The sequence below is a fragment of the Algoriphagus sp. 4150 genome, from assembly GCF_031457395.1.
GTDB lineage: Bacteria > Bacteroidota > Bacteroidia > Cytophagales > Cyclobacteriaceae > Algoriphagus.
In genome coordinates this window covers 75,573-91,825 of record NZ_JAVDWS010000007.1, presented here as the reverse complement: position 1 = coordinate 91,825, position 16,253 = coordinate 75,573, and the positions used below count along the sequence as shown (strand labels likewise).

Sequence of the window (16,253 nt, the reverse complement as noted above, 5' to 3'; positions counted from 1 at the left end):
AGCTCACATCCCTTTCTTTAAAAGAGCTTAGTACTATAGTAATCAATCAGAGACTTTTGAAAACAAGAGGAACTGATTGATTATTGAAATGACACATTTGTATTGGCGACCGGTACATACTACTGCACTTTTAAAGTATCAAGTATGAATTCTTCTCCATTAAAATTATTTGCATAAAATTTAAAGTAATAGTCACCTTTTTCTTTTGCTTCAAATCTATAAACTGTCTCAAGGGTTGGAATATTGTCAGGGCACATTTTACAAGTTGGATACTTACCGAACAATCTAACAGTTATTGTCCTGCCATCCCTGATCGTCTCTTGTCGTGAGTATTCACCGCAACCACTGTATACAACATGAAATATTTTAAATGAGACAGTTGTCCCAATAGCCGTTGTCGATGGAAGTTCAGTTTCAATAATTGGTGAAACAGATTCATCAGTTGATAAACACTCACAAGAACACATCACTAAAGCAGGCAACGAAACTAGATATCTTATGATAGTTTTTGATTTCATCTGATTATAATTTGTTTTAAGAGGTCAGATGACCTGTCCCGTCCGCCGCGGCGGATCGGGAGAATCTCGCTCGGTGAATAATCATCCCTCTCCCGAAGCAAGTTCGGGACAAGTTGTGTGTCGTCTTTTACATACTCGATTTCTTCTTTATGGCACGTCCTACTAGTGGCCCGATTATCAGTGCGGGAATGATGGCTGCCATTCCATTAACCAGCATAAAGTCCCAAGACCAAGACAGATCCAATGCAGCTATTACCAGAGTCAGCAGAATCCACGGAGCAGTCCAGCAGATCAGCAGGCTTTTAATCCCGACGTAAGTCCCGCTTTGTCCCTGCCTAATAGCATCTACTGTCATAGGGCCGATGAAATATGCTATTGCAAGCGAGCTTAAGAGCTGCAACCCAATCATTGCTTTTTCTACCGGATCAATAGCAAGGCCTATTGCATATCCCCTACCGCTTTCTCCCATGATCACCGAAATAATTAAAATCAGTAAGATTATTCCTATAGCAGCTCCTGCACCTGTAATCAGCAGGCACTTTATAAGAAGGAGTTTTGATTTGCTATTGACCGCTTCCATTATCTAGTTTTTACAACCAATGCCTCGGTATGATGAGTGGAAATTAGGACCTAAAAGTTGCCGGATAGTAGTACTTACCTTCCTATTATTAGGTATACGTTTTACATTTATTGCTCCTCTTAAATTAAATCCTTTTTACAAAGAAATCAATCAATAACTCCAAGGTTTTTGAGTAAGATAGTAGCATTTTTACTTTTGGCAACACCCTTCCTCAGTTTAAAATCATAAATCACCTCATTATTTGACACCTCACTTTCAAAACAATAATTGCTGAAAACATCTTTGTTTTGATTTTCCAAGATTCCCATCTGTACATCGTGCGTAGCAAAAAAAAGCATGCAGTTCAACTTGGAAAACTTGGTTGCAAGCGAAATGGATCCACTAAGCTTATCTTCAGAATTTGTTCCTTTGAGCGCCTCGTCCAATAAAACTAAAGCCCATTTATTTTCATCGATATCTCTTTGGATTTCTGATAGTCTCAATATTTCAGAGTAGAAAAAAGACTTTTGCTCATTTAAGGAATCAACGGTTTTTATTGATGTAAATAAATTGCCCAGAGAAGTTTCAAAACGGGAAGCAAAAACAGGGGCCCCGATATGAGCTAAAACAAAATTAATCCCAACGCTACGCAAAAATGTACTTTTCCCTGACATATTAGATCCTGTTACTATATTGACCTTAGCTTCCGGATTAAAATCATTGGTTATGCAATTTTCCCTAAGGACAAATGGATGGCCCAATTCATTAAAGTTCAAAATTCCCTGTTTATCTGTTAATAAAGGAAAAGTATAGGTAGGATTGTTGAATTTAAAAAAAGCGATAGAAATCAATTCTTCTATTTGGCAAATAGTTAAAACCATGTTCCCAAAATCAATTTTGGATTCTGATTTAAGGCTTTCTATTTTTCGAATCACATGGATATCCAATAAGAAAAAACCGTTAGTTATAAAATTGGAAGATTTTTGAAAGTTTAATATTGACCTCAACTTTGCTAAAATAGCGCTGTTTTTCCCACAGTCCGCAGATAAGCTTTTGAGCTGCCCGTCTTCAAAGCCAAATTTATTGAGGTGGTCAGCCAGCTCCTGATACTTTTTAATTATGAAAATGCTCTTATCAAGAGCCAACTTCTTATCCGATTTCGCCTGCTTGATCCAATAGGTTACTATCAGATTGATTGTAACCAAAATCATCCAATACTGATGGGGCAGTACCTGAGAAATAGCTAATACCAAGGTCAGAAGAGCTCCCTGGGATAATGCTATTGAAGAAAAAACTAAACCCAAACCGACTTTTCTTGAACGATCATTGAGTGCTTGGTCTATTAAGCTTACTTCTGATTGGCTTTCAAAATATTGTAATGCAATAGCATTAAAATCTACGATCTTGGAGATCTTTTGAGAAAGTTCTGCAGTTGATTTTTGTCTTCTATAAATATTTTTCAGGTCACTGCTAAGCTTGGTAAGTGAATCAACTAATAAACTTTCGGAAATCTGTGATGAAGTTCTATTCAATCGGGAAAATAAAGAATTATCTCCCAGTACATCTAAGTCAAAGGCAAATACATGATTTTTTTCAATTCTATTCACTGACACTTTGCCCGTAGGAATATCATTGTTGATTATTTTCAATTCTCTTTGAGCTACATCATCCACTCTTTTGAAAAATTCACTTCCATCTTCAAATCTCTTATAGGCCTTTATTAAAAACATGAAGCCCAAAAGACCAAATGCAGAAAAATAAATGTAACTACCTGAGTTACTTAAAAAAAGTAACAAGCATACCAAAAAAACAGCGAAAAAGAAAAGTCTCAATAATTGAATAATTAAAAGATTTTTCTTGCTCTCCTGCAGATTAACCCTATTTGATTGAATTAGGTTATGATAAAAATCTGAAACCATTTTTTAAGAATGAATAGTTGATTTGGTTCTATAGCGAATTAAATGGAGAGCGGTCAAAAGTTGGGTGTTCGGCAGCTTATTACTGTCTTTCATTTATAAGTGTATTAGAATTTTTAGTCCAAAAGTCTGCTTTAAACAAAATTCTTGCTAATAGTAAATCTGTCGATTTTAAAGAATGGATCAAACAGTTTAAAAATCACTTAATCCATTCGGTAATGTCAAGATTTCCTTTTTGTTCCTTTTCCATGTGAAATTCGGCCAATCATTTTGATTATGTATAAAAGCTCTCATTCGTTGCATATTTCACAACGAATAAACACGCTATTCGTTGCACGAATTAACCTTCACAACCGGGGATAAAAGTGATTAGGCCGACATAAAAATCCGAGAAGATCTGCGCCCTTTTCTGCTTTTATCCGTGGAAATCAATTAGATACTTATAGAAAAAAAGCATGGAGTCTCCCCCATGCTTTTAATATTTACATTCTCATACACCATTTGCGGCCATACGTCTCATCACGGGCAGCCTTTAATTCTGCCACCGTTCGTGTCGCCACGAACGGATTTCAATAGCCCGGATTCTGCTCAACTAAGTCTCTACCAACCAAGTCAATATAAGCTTGTGGAATAGGAAAATACTCGTTCACCCCTTGCTTAAAACTAGCATTTGCCAGATGCGAGCGAAGTTCTTTTTCCTTGGCGAAATAAGCATTCATCACCTCGGCAGTGTTTCCCCACCGTACCAGATCAAAGAAGCGATGCCCTTCCATTGCCAGTTCCAACCTTCTTTCTAATCTGACCGCTGACCGAGCCGCATTAGCATCAGCCCAAGGAGACTGATATACCGAGATAGCATAATCCGCAGCAGGGGCATCCGAACCCAACATTTTCACCCGCTCACTTGAAGCTGCCCGCTGTCTAACTATATTCACTGTAGCTCTGGCCCCTTCAAGGTCACCTAGCTCTACTTGGGCTTCTGCCTTCCAAAGCAATAAATCCGCATAACGAATCACATAATAATTCAAGGCTGAAATATATGGCCAGATTTTGACCTGAAGACTGGATAAAGCCGAGACAATCCGCTTCTTTGGACCATAAGGCCCATAGGTAGCCAAGTCTCTAGCCCAATTACTCTCGTAGTTTATCCCCAGATCCAAGTAAGGAATTCCCGGTCTCCCTACCGTATGATCCACTCTGGGATCCATTAGCGAACTCGGATTGCTTTGTGCATCAAAATTCGGCGTACCATCACTTAAGGTCTGGAAGCTGTTGATGAGATTCTGGCTGGGTCTGTGAAATCCATATTGATTGTAATACGGACCACCGGGAGCTGATAGTCTATCGCCTATAGATCCATTGTAGTTGCTCGGCTCACCATCATTGACAGAATGCTGTACTGCAAAAATGACTTCACTGCTATTGTCAAAATCAGGAAGGAATACATCCCTGAAATTTGGCAATAAGGCATATTTCCCTGAAGCAATCACCTCGTTGGCTGCTGCTAATGCGTCGGACCATTTATTTTGGAATACATAGGTTTTGGTCATATAAGCCATGGCCGCCATCTTGGTAGGCCTTCCTGCATCCGTCTGATTTTCCGGCAAAACTGTATATGCAGCATTAAAATCAGCTTCGATTTTTCCCCACAGTTCCTCATCAGACAAGACTGTATTGGATACATAAAAGTCCTCAATTGTCACAGCGCTCTCATCGATGTATGGAATCCGGTTGTAAATCTTCTTAAGCTCAAAATAATAATGACCTCTCAAGAATTTCAATTCCCCTTCCCGCTGTAGCTGAAGCGCCGGATCAAATGTCTCACTCGCTCTCAGAAGATTGAGCGCATAGTTAACCCGCTTTATGCCCTCGTAGAGTGCCAACCATTTTCGCTGAACATCTGTAGTAGTAGGACTCGTACCAAAAATCTCCATTTGATGGATTTGGCTTTGGTCCCCCGTACCTCCACCGCCTTTGTACGCATCATCGGAGACCACATCACCAAAACTCCAATTGGAAGCAGGTGAATTGAATCCGCTCGTCGCAGCGTCGAACTGGCCATTCAGCACACTATATGCGGCAATGATAGCTCTTTCTACATTGGTAGGTGAAGTCATTTCACCTGGAGCCACCTCTCCATAGGGTACTTCCTCAAGATAGTCGGAGGAGCAGGACACAGCTGTAGTCGAAATGGCTACTGCACAGCAAAGGGTACGGAATTTATGTGTTAAAATTTTCATGTTATTAGTCTTAGAATTTCACGTTTACACCAATTACAAATGTTCTGGAAGGAGGATAAATCCCTCTGTCTACCCCGATATCAAGGTTTCTGCTGCTGGAAGAATAACTTTGCAGTCCGATCTCAGGAGTCATCCCGGAATAGCTTGTGATAGTGAATACATTGGAAGCTTGTCCGTAAAGCCGCAACTCCATGTTTTTGAGAGAGGAGGCGGGAAATGTATAGCCCAACTGAAGATTGTTCAGTTTTAAGAAGCTAGCATTCTCCAAATAATACGACGATGGCCGGATATTATCATTTTGGTCATCAAGTGACAATCTTGGAATTTCTGAATTCGAATTTTCAGGAGTCCATGCTCCAAGCACTGCATCCGATTTATTGTAAGAAGATTGGTTAAAGAAATGTGTTTTGTATTTGGTCAAATTGTAAATCTGATGTCCAAAAGAACCATTAAAGAATAAGCCTAAATCAAATCCTTTGTACAGGAAATTCGCACTGAAACCAATAATTGCCTTTGGATGGGGTGAACCTATAGCCGCACGGTCTTCATCGTTGATCACTCCGTCATTATTGATGTCTTTAAACTTCAAATCTCCTGCCTGAGCCCATGGCTGTGCCGTGTAGGCGTCAGCTTCCGCATCGGTTTTGAATATTCCTAAAGACTCATATCCGAAGAAGGTGCCGATCGGCTGTCCCACAAGGGTTCTAGATACTTCCTGTCCAAAATTCACACTGTGTAGAGAAGAACCGGGGATACCCAGGTATTTCACCCCATTGCTAAGAGAAAGCAATTCATTCTTATAGAAGGTGTAGTTGAAACCCAGATTGTAGTATACTTCTCCGGCCGAACCGCTGAATTTTGTACCCAATTCAAAGCCACGGTTTCTCATTTCACCGCCATTGACCCATACACCATCATTGGTACCACCATAGGTCAAAGGAATGGGAGCATAGATCAACACATCTTTGGTCACCTTGCTATAGTAATCTGCCGTCACTGAAAACCGCTCACCAAACATGCTCAGATCTACCCCTACACCGCTCTGGGTAGTCACTTCCCAGTTGAGATTTTCATTCGCCACACGGGTTTGTACAAGACCTATTGCGACAGCTTCTTGTTGGCCATCAATTGGATAGTTGGAATAAGAGATATTATTCTGGAAGCTCGCCAGGGTTGAATAAGTAGGAACATCCTGGTTTCCTGTCTGTCCCCAGCTTGCACGGATTTTCAACTCATCCACTTTATCTCCCATATTCAGGAATTCCTCATTGCTGATCCTCCATCCTGCTGAGAAAGCGGGAAAAACACCCCATTTATTTTTGGACAATCTGGAAGTACCGTCATATCGGACAGTCGCAGACACCAGATACTTGTCTGCCCAATTATAATTGGCTTTCCCAAAATAAGAAGTCAGATTCCACTTGCTTGCACCCCCTGAGTTCTGCTGATTCTCCGTTCCGAAACCCAAGTAGTGGAAATTTGGATCTTCATAAAGATAACTTTGTCTTGAGGCACCTTTGAACTCCGCATAATTCTCAATAGACTCCTGCCCCAACAGCAAATCAAAATTACCATTACCAATCTCTTTGGTATAAGAAAGCATATTAGTCCAAGCTAATTGATAGTAGAAAGAGCTATTGTCTGACAGGCTATTCACTACGCGCAGCGAAAGAATTTCATCGTAGGCCGGTGAGAAAGCACGGCTGGTTTGGTTTTCATAGTCGATACCCAAGTTGGTTTTGAATGTCAGTCCTTCTGCCAGTGTAGCTTCAGCGAAGAAATTGCCCAACACTTTTACACGGTTCTTAGTATTATCCTTCTGACGATAAAGAGTACCCAGTGGATTTGCAATATCATTGAGGGGATTTCCTCCAAAATTGCCATTCAGATCTTTTACAGGTGAAATACTCGGGAACTGGAATACATCATAGACTATACTTCCAAGAGATGAATTGGTATTTACATCATTTGTTCTTGTGAAAGAAGCTGTGAAGTTTTCTCCCACATTCAGAATGTCCTTAATCTTATAATTGGAGTTGAATCTAGCCGAGAACCGGTCAAAACCTGTATGCTTTATTATTCCTTCTTGGTTGAAATACCCAAGAGTCATCACATGACTTCCTTTAGTCCCTCCTTTTGCCACACTCACATTGTAAGACTGTACCGGTGCGGTTTTGAAAATCTCATCTACCCAATCCACATCCGCAGAAGGTATTCTTTGGGCAGCATCCAGATACTGTGGAATTACGGGGTTGTTTGGATCAGAACCGTACACGTCACTGGCGGGAGTTTTTCCATCATTTGCGAATGCCTGCCATAGCATATCGCCATACCCTTGGGCAGACAGCATCCTCGGTAGATTATAGGCATTCTGCATTCCTACGTATGCATCCAGGGTGATGGTAGCTTCTTCAGAGCGTCCCCCCTTCTTTGTCGTGATAATAACTACGCCATTGGCCGCTCTGGAACCGTATATAGAAGAGGCTGCAGCATCTTTCAATACTTGAAGAGACTCTATGTCCTGAGGATTAATAGTATTGAGACCATTGGTGACAGGAGTACCATCAATGATATACAAAGGATCATTGTTGTTCACAGTTCCAAATCCTCTGATTCTGATTGTCACATTTCCCCCGGGGCCATTGTCAGAAAGCACTTGCACACCTGCATCACGACCGGCCAGCATAGTTTCCACATTTGCCACCGGCAGAGATTTCATTTCCTCCACATTCACCACGGACACGGATCCTGTGAGGTCTTTCTTCTTTTGAGAATCGTATCCCATAATCACCACTTCTTCCAGAAGAGAATCCTCGCCCTCCAGAGAAACAGTGATCCGGTTGGAATTTGTCAGGGCTATGGTTTGGGGTTTGTAGCCCACATACGACACAACCAACTCCGTAGCCTCATCTTCAACTGTGAGTGTGAATTTGCCGTCTATATCAGTAATCACTCCCGTAGTAGTTCCTTTCACCAGAATAGAGGCTCCAATAATAGGTTCTCCATCATTTGCACTGATTACAACCCCGGTAATTGTTCTCTCTTCCTTGATCTCTTCCACCACAACTTTGTGATTTTTCACATAGATAATCTGGTTGATTCTATTAAAATCAAACTCACTTTGCTCGGAAATTTTCTGAAGGGTATTTCTTAGATCTGAATCTATATTCAGTGAAATTCTGGATTTGGAGCGGATTAAATCCTGATTATACGCAAATTCAAAATCAGTCTGCTTTTCCAGTAGCTTGAATACTTCCACAAGCTTGACATCCACTACAGACAGTTTCACTTTGTAGCTGGCAAGATCTTGGTGACCTATAGGAGCTGCAAGTATACTTTGGGCAAAAAGGATTAGAAGTAAGGCTAGTGCTATAGAGCCTTTACAAAATCCCACTACACTCTTGGGTAAATAATTTTTCATGTTTTTAAACGTTTGATTTTCATGTGTTTATAATTTATTTTTCAATAGCCACATAGCCTGTCCCGTCCGCCGCGGCGGATCGGGATGGAATCCCTGCCTAAAGGCGGCAGGCAGGTCGCATGCATTATAATCATTCCAGTGTGTGACTTTTGAGCCATGCTCGATTTCAAATAGACCGGGCTAGTCCCCGGATAGGAGTGCTCAGACTGTTGGCGCAGCTCGACTCTCATTTAGTACTTCAAAAGGATTTTTTCATAGGCTTGTCATAGGCTTGAATTAATTTTTACAATTTTTATAGTCAATTAGCACATCTCCGTTTTGTTGAATTTCATAGTCAAAATCAGCTAAATTCTGAAGTCCGGAGAGTATGTATTCCACTCCACTATTAGCATAAGACGCTTTGATTAAGCAGTCATTCTTCCTGTACCCTCTCAACTCAATTTTCACATGATAGCTTTGTGCCAGCAGTGCCACCACTTCATCGAAAGGCAACAAATCAAACTTCACTTCATTGGATCTCCAAGCAGAGACGGCTTGGCTATTTACCCGAGAAACCTCCAATTCAAGGGATGGCAACAAAACAGCTTGCTGGTCAGGAAGTAAAATCACCTCTCCCTGATTTGTATTCACCGGCGTCACTTGCACTTTTCCCGTAGTTACGGTAACCGTAGGTGCAGCTCCATCCATCGCCAGCATATTGAAACTCGTTCCCAGGACAGTGGTAGTCAGATTCTCAGTCCGGACGATAAAAGGTTTGTTTGGATTTTTCTCTACTTCGAAAAAAGCTTCCCCTTCCAGCTCAACTACACGCCGGTCTGTATCGAAAAACTCAGGAAAACTCAGTCTGGAGTTTACATTCAAATGAACACGTGTTCCATCAGGCAACAATACCTTTGCACGCTGAGAAGAATTGGTGCTGCGATGAAGAATCGGGATCTCAGGCTCAAAACTATACTCTTGATAGGCAGTATAGCCAGCCACAAAAATCAATACCGATGCCGCAATGCCAATCAGGTATTTTTTCCAATCAATAACCACTTCTTTGGACACAGCTTGTGGCAGCCTACTTTTAATTCTCCGCTTTATTTCCTCCTGCTCAGCTTCTGTCCAGGCCAGATTCTGCCCATTTTGCTGAAATCGTTCAAAAACATCCTCTATCTGCTTCAGCTCCTCAGCAGTGGCCTTTCCTGATGCTTTTTTACGAAGGAGTTCTACAAATTGCATCTTGTCCATTGTGTTACTTTTGAAGGGTAGTAACACGAACTCTAAAAAATACGCGCCCGGATTTCAGATGTAATAATTTGGTAATACAGGCAATAAAAAGGTAACGGAATCACACCTTAGAATTAATAAATCCTTGCTCCTTCTAGGTAAGAAAGCTCTACACTAGTCGATAAAAGAAATCTGCGTAGATCTGCGCCTTTTTCTGCTTTCATCTGCGGGAACCGTTTAGAGACTTTCAGAAAAATAAAAAGACTTGTGTCAAAGAAGCTTTCAACAATTTCATACCCTTCTGCATATGTCCCTCCACTGTCCGTGTAGAAATCCCCAAATTTTCAGCTATTTCAGCTGCGGTAAGCCCTTTTTTCCCTCTCAGCTCCATTACTTCCCTACACTTAGGCGGCAATTCTGCCAGAGACTTTTCAAGCTGTATCAGCCGTGTTCCCTTCATATCATAAGGTGCTTCCTCCGGATCATGACTTTCAACCTCTTCTGTCCACTCAAATTCCAGGTGCCACTTTTTGGTTCTGATCACATTGGCAGCCTGATACTTGACTGAGTTATACAGGTAAGTGGGGATAAATTGTATTGTTCTACCGGATGCATTTTCCCAAAGACCCGTAAACACCTCTTGGATCACATCCTCGCATTGTTGCCTGTCCGCTAGGATGTTGTAGGCATACTTAAAAAGTTTATCCCAGTATCGGTCAAATAGCCTATCAAATGCAACATAATTCCTCTGGCGGATCAAGGCATACAATTCGCTATCTGACAAGTTTTCCATTTCTGAAGTTGCTTGAAGCAAAATTGTATGGTCTCTTCCTCAAATGCTAAAAAATCCTGTTAAGTATAATTTAAGTTTTTATAGCTCGTACAAGCTTTTGACTGGCAAGAAAAACTAATTATGAAATCGAATCATGCAGTATAAAAGACACGCTAAAAGAATCAATTACCCAACCAACTCCTTCTCTATCTCTTCCAAAGACTTGCCCTTCGTCTCAGGCAATACAAAGTAGATCACCAAGAAACCGAACGCACATATTGCTCCATACAGCCAGAAGTTATTTGCCCACCCGAGATTCTCCCTGATCGCAGGAAAGAAATAGGTCAATGTAAAATTCCCAACCCAATGTGCCAAAGCACCAATGGAAATAGCCGCCCCCCGAATCCGGGTAGGGAAAATCTCTGAAAGCACCACCCACAGCAGCGGTGCCAGAGTGAAAGAATAAAACATCACATTGGTCAAAACAGCCAATACAACTAAGTCTCCTCCAAGATCGATAAGGAAAAAATACCCTATCAATCCATAGAGAATCGCCATCGCAGAAGTACCGATCAACAGGAGTTTCTTCCTTCCAAATCTATCCACTGTGAAGATGGTAATGAAAACAGAAAGTACCATGACTCCTCCGATTACCACAATATTCAGCATCATTTGCTTCAGATTGTAACCTGCCGCCTGAAAGATATCTGCGGCATAATAAATTACCACATTGATCCCGCTCCACTGCTGGAGAAAAGCCAAGAAAATACCGATCCCAAGTAGCTTCATCACTCTCTTCTGAAACAATTCTTTGAGATTTACATGGCCAAAATCACCTTCTCTCAATGTTGTTTTTACTTCAGCAATAGTATCATCCGCATACGCTTCACCTCCGATTTTTACAAGTATTTGTCTTGCCCTGACTTCTTCCCTATTCTTAATCAACCAAGGCACAGACTCGGGCACAAAAAACATCAATACAAAAAACAAGAGCGCAGGAATAGCTTCTGCCGCAAACATCCACCTCCAGCCAATCTGCCCGCTCCAGCTTGCTGCAATCATCTCAAAGCCCGCATCATCCGCCAACTGAGTATCCAGCAGCGATAGCTGCCAGTTGACCAACTGAGCCAGAAGCACTCCAACCATGATCAGCAGCTGATTGATTGTCACCATTTTTCCCCGCTTTTCCGGAGGGGAGAGTTCCGCAATGTAAAGAGGGGAAAGGTTCAGAGCCACTCCCATGGCCACACCTCCGATGATTCTATAGAAATTGAATTCCCAAAAAGTGCCCCCTATAGCTGTTCCGATCGCAGACAATGAAAAAAGTAAGCCAGAGAAGATCAGCAATCTTTTTCGACCTAATTTATCACTGATAAGTATGCAAATTCCTGCCCCTATCATACAGCCAATCAACGCTGAACTCGTTCCCCAGCCCTGATCTGCTGCGGAAGTAACATTAAAAAACGGCTCATAAAATGGCTTTGCCCCTCCTATCACCACCCAATCGTAACCAAATAAAAACCCTCCCAATGCTGCGGTGAGACTGATCAGCCAAATGTACGTTTGGTTGTAAGAATAGGTAGGTTTCATGGGAACAGCTTAGGTTTTTGAGAAAAGCATAAAATCGAAGTGATAAAATAGGGCTTTTTAGGATTTTAGCAATCCTGTGGTAACTGCAACTGTCCCATATAACATAACAGGTCTACACAAGGACTGTAATAACTTTTAGAAGTGATAATTTGAACTTTGTCGTACGAAGGAATAAAGAAAAAATCAGGCAAAATTCTTTAAAAATGGTGTTAGATTTTTGAAACGGTCTGTACTGTGTGTTTTTCCGCTGAACTTCCGCAGTAATAACTTCATTGAAATGGGCGACTTCCTCAGGACTGAGAACCTGCTTTAGCTTGATGTAGTTATTCGATTGGTAAAAAGCTTTGGCCTTAGGAGAGATTGGGTAAGATTGATTGAGGTTATTCATGGATTTGGATTATTTATATTCAAAATAGGCAGTTCATTGGCTAAAAAACTCATCCATTAAAATAGAAGAGATGACTATGCGCTTTTCCCAATAGCATACTAATAGTCAACTGGCCTCGTCATATCAGTCATCGATCTTGCAGTATAGCTATCCAAAACCGAAAATAACTATAGTAAGAGTGTCCAAATCCTACCTTCTTCTAATAGAAGAACAAATGAGCCAAATTCTCCATTAGGAAAGGTTTTTGCCTCCTATATGATATGGGATATACCTACCGTCATGGATTCTTATGGTTGTTTATTTATTTTGTGCTTGCACTGATCCCCTTATTGCTAGCCATATCAGGCGAATTACCCATTGTGCGGGAGTTCTGGATTGAATTAGGTGTTGCATTTGGCTTTATCGGTCTAGGCATGATGGGCATGCAATTTCTCTTCACTGGTCGTTTTCAGAAAATTGCACCTACCTATAATGGGGACAATATGATGCAATTTCATAAACAAATTGGGATAATTTCTATCCTATTTGTGCTGGCCCACCCAATCACACTGATTTTGACTGATGCTTCATTTCTTGCTTATTTCGATCCACATGTCAATTTTATGCGGGCTTTGGCACTAAGCTTCGTGCTGGTCTGCCTAGTGGGAATTATTGGAAGCAGCCTGTGGCGAAAAGCACTAAAATTAAATTACGAGAAGTGGCGGTTACTTCATGGCTTGCTGGCTCTTGCTATTGTTTTCATAGGTGTAGTACATGCGCTACAGGTATCTCATTATATGGAACCACTTTGGAAAAAACTTGCTTTGTCAGCCACAATGGGCGCATGTATGTATCTGGTAATCCATACCCGAATTGTCCGGCCATTGAAAAACAAAAGACACCCATATAAAATCGTAAGGGTTACCCCTGAACTGAGCGATTGTTACACCTTGGAGCTGGAAGCAATGACAGGGAAAAAAATGCATTATCTGCCGGGACAATATTGCTGGATCACCATCAACACTACACCATTTTCGCTGCAGCAGCATCCGTTTTCGCTTTGCTCCAGTGCCCGACAGCCAAACATCCAGCTTACAGCCAAAGCACTTGGTGATTTTACCGATACGTGGAAAACCCTTCCGCTTGGCACCACAGCCTTTCTAGAAGGGCCATTTGGCGTGTTTATCCCCGAACCGGGAGCTCATCTGTTTTTAATTATGGGTGGCATAGGCATTACTCCTGCCATGAGTATGCTCCGTACTATGCGCGATGACAACGACCCTCGCCAAGCCACTTTGATCTATGCCAACCAAGATTGGGAGAACATCACTTTTCGTGAAGAACTGGAAGCATTGACCAAGGAAATAAACCTAAACCTTGTTCATGTTCTAGAAGAGGCCGATGACGATTGGAAGGGAGAAAAAGGGTTGGTTACGGAAGAACTTCTGAAGAGGCATTTTCCCCGGCAAAAGGAAAAATACATGTACTTTATCTGTGGACCCGGGCCGCTGATGGATACTGCAGAAGTGTCTCTGCGCAATTTGGGTATTGAATGGCGGCTCGTCTATTCAGAACGTTTTGAAATGGTATAGCATGAAAGATCAACTAAAAACTTTATATAAAATCATTCACCGTCTGGCTGATCTAGTAGGCATATTGCTGCTTCTGGCTGCCATCTTATTCGCATTGCGATGACGGAAGATCCGCCTCTTATGTAGATCTTATGTGACAAATGGCGGCTTTATGCAATACACACTTCCTGTTCTTGTAGAAAAGATGGTAGTGAATACATAAATAAATGTTTAAGATTAATAATGGATCAACCTGAAAACATCCATTTTGCCCCCCTTCTAAAAAGAAGGAGTTGGCTCACTTAGACCATCTACCGAAATTTCATCAATACTCCATCGTTTCGGATACACGCATTATTTCTTTTCTCTATTCTCAAAGATCTTATCGATTAACTCAGCGTTTTTCCCTCCAAAAAAGCCCTTTTGATCAGACAAATCATCTAAATACCTATCAATGTACTGCTGACTGAGCTGGGAATTATCCCCATATTTTTCTCTCAAATCATCCAACTGCCTGTGTAAATCCACTCTAATTTCTGCATAAGCCGGATCATCATAGACATTGGTCATTTCCATAGGATCATTCTTACGGTCTATCAATTCCCATTCATCCACATCAAAATAGTAGTGTGTCAGCTTGTAATCTTGTGTCACAATTGCATAATGACGCTTTACCATGTGAACGGCAGGATACTCGTAATAATGATAGTAAACAGCATCACGCATCCACTTATCCGTTTCACCAGTGAGCAAAGGCAATAAGCTTTCCCCTTGCATATCGGATGGCGCTTCGATTCCCGCCGCAGCTAGGAAGGTTTGGGCAAAATCCAGATTTTGAACCATCTCATCAGACTTCGAACCTGCTTTTACTTTCTCTGGCCAAGCCACCAAAAGAGGAGTCTTGAAAGATTCATTGTACACAAATCGCTTATCAAACCAACCGTGTTCACCAAGATAGAACCCTTGGTCTGAAGTATAGACTATGATGGTATTTTCCATCAAGTTGTTTTCCTCCAAATAGTCCAACACCCGACCTACATTCTCATCCACAGACTGGATCGTACCCAGGTAATCCTGCATATAGCGCTGATATCTCCACTTCATTTTATCCTTTTCAGTCATTGTGGGATACGCTTTCTTGAAGTCTTCATTGACTTTCATGTAGGCTTTATCCCAGTTGGCACGCTGAGATTCGTTTAGCCTTCCTACTTCTCTCTCGAAGGCGCCCTTATCCCAACTCGAAGTCTCCTCTATCCCTAATTCGTCCATGACTTCAGGATAAACTTTCGAATCCCCAGACCAGTGCATGTCGGTTAGCAGGTTCATTTCCGCTTCCTTTGCAGCTCTTCCCCTACCGGAATAATCATCAAAAAGCGTAGCCGGCTCCTTGAAGGTACGATTGGTAAACTCCTCCACATGTCTCTCAGCAGGCAGCCATTCTCTGTGGGGAGCTTTGTGAAGGTACATCAACATAAAAGGCTGATCAGCTTTCCGTTCATTTTGCAGCCAATCCAAGGTCATGTCTGTGATGATATCCGTCACATATCCTTCTACTTTAATATCACCTTCGTTCTTTGTAATAAAATCAGGATTGTAGTACGATCCCTGTCCAGGCAAAATTTTAAATTGGTCAAATCCTTTGGGACTGTTTCCAAAGTGTAATTTCCCAAACATAGCAGTTTGATAACCTGCCTCCTGAAAAATCTGAGGGAAGGTGATATTTGTAGTATCGAATGGAAAGTGGTTATCTACTTTACCGTTAAGATGAGAGTGCTTACCGGTCAAGATCGTTGCCCGGGATGGTGCGCATATGGAATTCGTCACTGACGCATTGGTGAATAGCATGCCCATTTTTGCGATTCTATCAATATTAGGCGTCTCGATCAGCGTATTGTCATATGCTGAAATCGCCTGATACGCATGGTCATCCGACATAATGAAAATTATATTGGGGCGTTGAATTTTTTCCTCTTCTGCTTTTTGACAGCCGAAACTCAGCAATATCAATAAAACAGGCATGAGTATTTTTAGATTGGGTTTCATAGTTATGGGGCAAAATTGAATAATTGATTCCTACCAAGTAATAT

Annotated in this window: 11 protein-coding genes; 1 reads left to right on the top strand and 10 read right to left on the bottom strand. The window is 41.4% G+C overall.

The features are described 5' to 3' along the window. Positions 1-119: 119 nt before the first annotated feature. The 9 genes from J2X69_RS11445 to J2X69_RS11405 form a co-directional block, all read right to left on the bottom strand. Positions 120-518, bottom strand: coding sequence for a hypothetical protein (locus tag J2X69_RS11445; RefSeq protein ID WP_310103287.1), 399 nt, complete (start codon positions 516-518; stop codon positions 120-122). A 127-nt stretch (positions 519-645) separates the two neighbouring features. Further along, a complete protein-coding gene (locus tag J2X69_RS11440; protein ID WP_310103284.1) occupies positions 646-1,098 on the bottom strand; it encodes a hypothetical protein in 453 nt (150 codons plus the stop codon). Positions 1,099-1,244: 146 nt separating this feature from the next. Continuing rightward, on the bottom strand, positions 1,245-2,807 hold the full coding sequence (locus J2X69_RS11435; protein ID WP_310103282.1) for a MutS-related protein: 1,563 nt from the start codon (positions 2,805-2,807) through the stop codon (positions 1,245-1,247). A gap of 755 nt (positions 2,808-3,562) precedes the next feature. Then, positions 3,563-5,233: a RagB/SusD family nutrient uptake outer membrane protein gene (locus J2X69_RS11430; protein ID WP_310103280.1), complete on the bottom strand. Its 1,671-nt coding sequence runs from the start codon at positions 5,231-5,233 to the stop codon at positions 3,563-3,565. Positions 5,234-5,243: 10 nt separating this feature from the next. Then, positions 5,244-8,654 (bottom strand): TonB-dependent receptor, encoded by a 3,411-nt coding sequence (locus tag J2X69_RS11425; protein WP_310103278.1) that lies wholly within the window; start codon positions 8,652-8,654, stop codon positions 5,244-5,246. 276 nt (positions 8,655-8,930) lie between these two features. Continuing rightward, on the bottom strand, positions 8,931-9,887 hold the full coding sequence (locus J2X69_RS11420) for a FecR domain-containing protein (RefSeq protein WP_310103276.1): 957 nt from the start codon (positions 9,885-9,887) through the stop codon (positions 8,931-8,933). A gap of 226 nt (positions 9,888-10,113) precedes the next feature. Beyond that, entirely contained in the window at positions 10,114-10,659 is a 546-nt protein-coding gene (locus tag J2X69_RS11415) for a sigma-70 family RNA polymerase sigma factor (RefSeq protein WP_310103273.1), read from the bottom strand. A 165-nt stretch (positions 10,660-10,824) separates the two neighbouring features. Further along, a complete protein-coding gene (locus tag J2X69_RS11410; protein ID WP_310103271.1) occupies positions 10,825-12,228 on the bottom strand; it encodes a sugar porter family MFS transporter in 1,404 nt (467 codons plus the stop codon). Positions 12,229-12,340: 112 nt separating this feature from the next. Then, positions 12,341-12,616, bottom strand: coding sequence for a hypothetical protein (locus J2X69_RS11405; RefSeq protein WP_310103268.1), 276 nt, complete (start codon positions 12,614-12,616; stop codon positions 12,341-12,343). Positions 12,617-12,876: 260 nt separating this feature from the next. Here J2X69_RS11405 and J2X69_RS11400 point away from each other — a divergent pair, with 260 nt between their 5' ends. Further along, on the top strand, positions 12,877-14,187 hold the full coding sequence (locus tag J2X69_RS11400) for a ferric reductase-like transmembrane domain-containing protein (protein WP_310103265.1): 1,311 nt from the start codon (positions 12,877-12,879) through the stop codon (positions 14,185-14,187). A 333-nt stretch (positions 14,188-14,520) separates the two neighbouring features. On the opposite strand, the gene J2X69_RS11395 is transcribed toward J2X69_RS11400, so the two are convergent. Then, a complete protein-coding gene (locus J2X69_RS11395) occupies positions 14,521-16,209 on the bottom strand; it encodes a sulfatase (protein ID WP_310103263.1) in 1,689 nt (562 codons plus the stop codon). Positions 16,210-16,253: the final 44 nt, after the last annotated feature.

Excerpts from the sequence above, each read along its gene's own strand:
- J2X69_RS11405 (WP_310103268.1), bottom strand. The coding sequence starts at position 12,616 with ATGAATAACCTCAATCAATCTTACCCAATCTCTCCTAAGGCCAAAGCT.
- J2X69_RS11440 (WP_310103284.1), bottom strand. The coding sequence starts at position 1,098 with ATGGAAGCGGTCAATAGCAAATCAAAACTCCTTCTTATAAAGTGCCTG.
- J2X69_RS11425 (WP_310103278.1), bottom strand. The coding sequence starts at position 8,654 with ATGAAAAATTATTTACCCAAGAGTGTAGTGGGATTTTGTAAAGGCTCT.
- J2X69_RS11420 (WP_310103276.1), bottom strand. The coding sequence starts at position 9,887 with ATGGACAAGATGCAATTTGTAGAACTCCTTCGTAAAAAAGCATCAGGA.
- J2X69_RS11435 (WP_310103282.1), bottom strand. The coding sequence starts at position 2,807 with ATGTTTTTAATAAAGGCCTATAAGAGATTTGAAGATGGAAGTGAATTT.
- J2X69_RS11445 (WP_310103287.1), bottom strand. The coding sequence starts at position 518 with ATGAAATCAAAAACTATCATAAGATATCTAGTTTCGTTGCCTGCTTTA.
- J2X69_RS11430 (WP_310103280.1), bottom strand. The coding sequence starts at position 5,233 with ATGAAAATTTTAACACATAAATTCCGTACCCTTTGCTGTGCAGTAGCC.
- J2X69_RS11415 (WP_310103273.1), bottom strand. The coding sequence starts at position 10,659 with ATGGAAAACTTGTCAGATAGCGAATTGTATGCCTTGATCCGCCAGAGG.
- J2X69_RS11410 (WP_310103271.1), bottom strand. The coding sequence starts at position 12,228 with ATGAAACCTACCTATTCTTACAACCAAACGTACATTTGGCTGATCAGT.
- J2X69_RS11400 (WP_310103265.1), top strand. The coding sequence starts at position 12,877 with ATGGGATATACCTACCGTCATGGATTCTTATGGTTGTTTATTTATTTT.
- J2X69_RS11395 (WP_310103263.1), bottom strand. The coding sequence starts at position 16,209 with ATGAAACCCAATCTAAAAATACTCATGCCTGTTTTATTGATATTGCTG.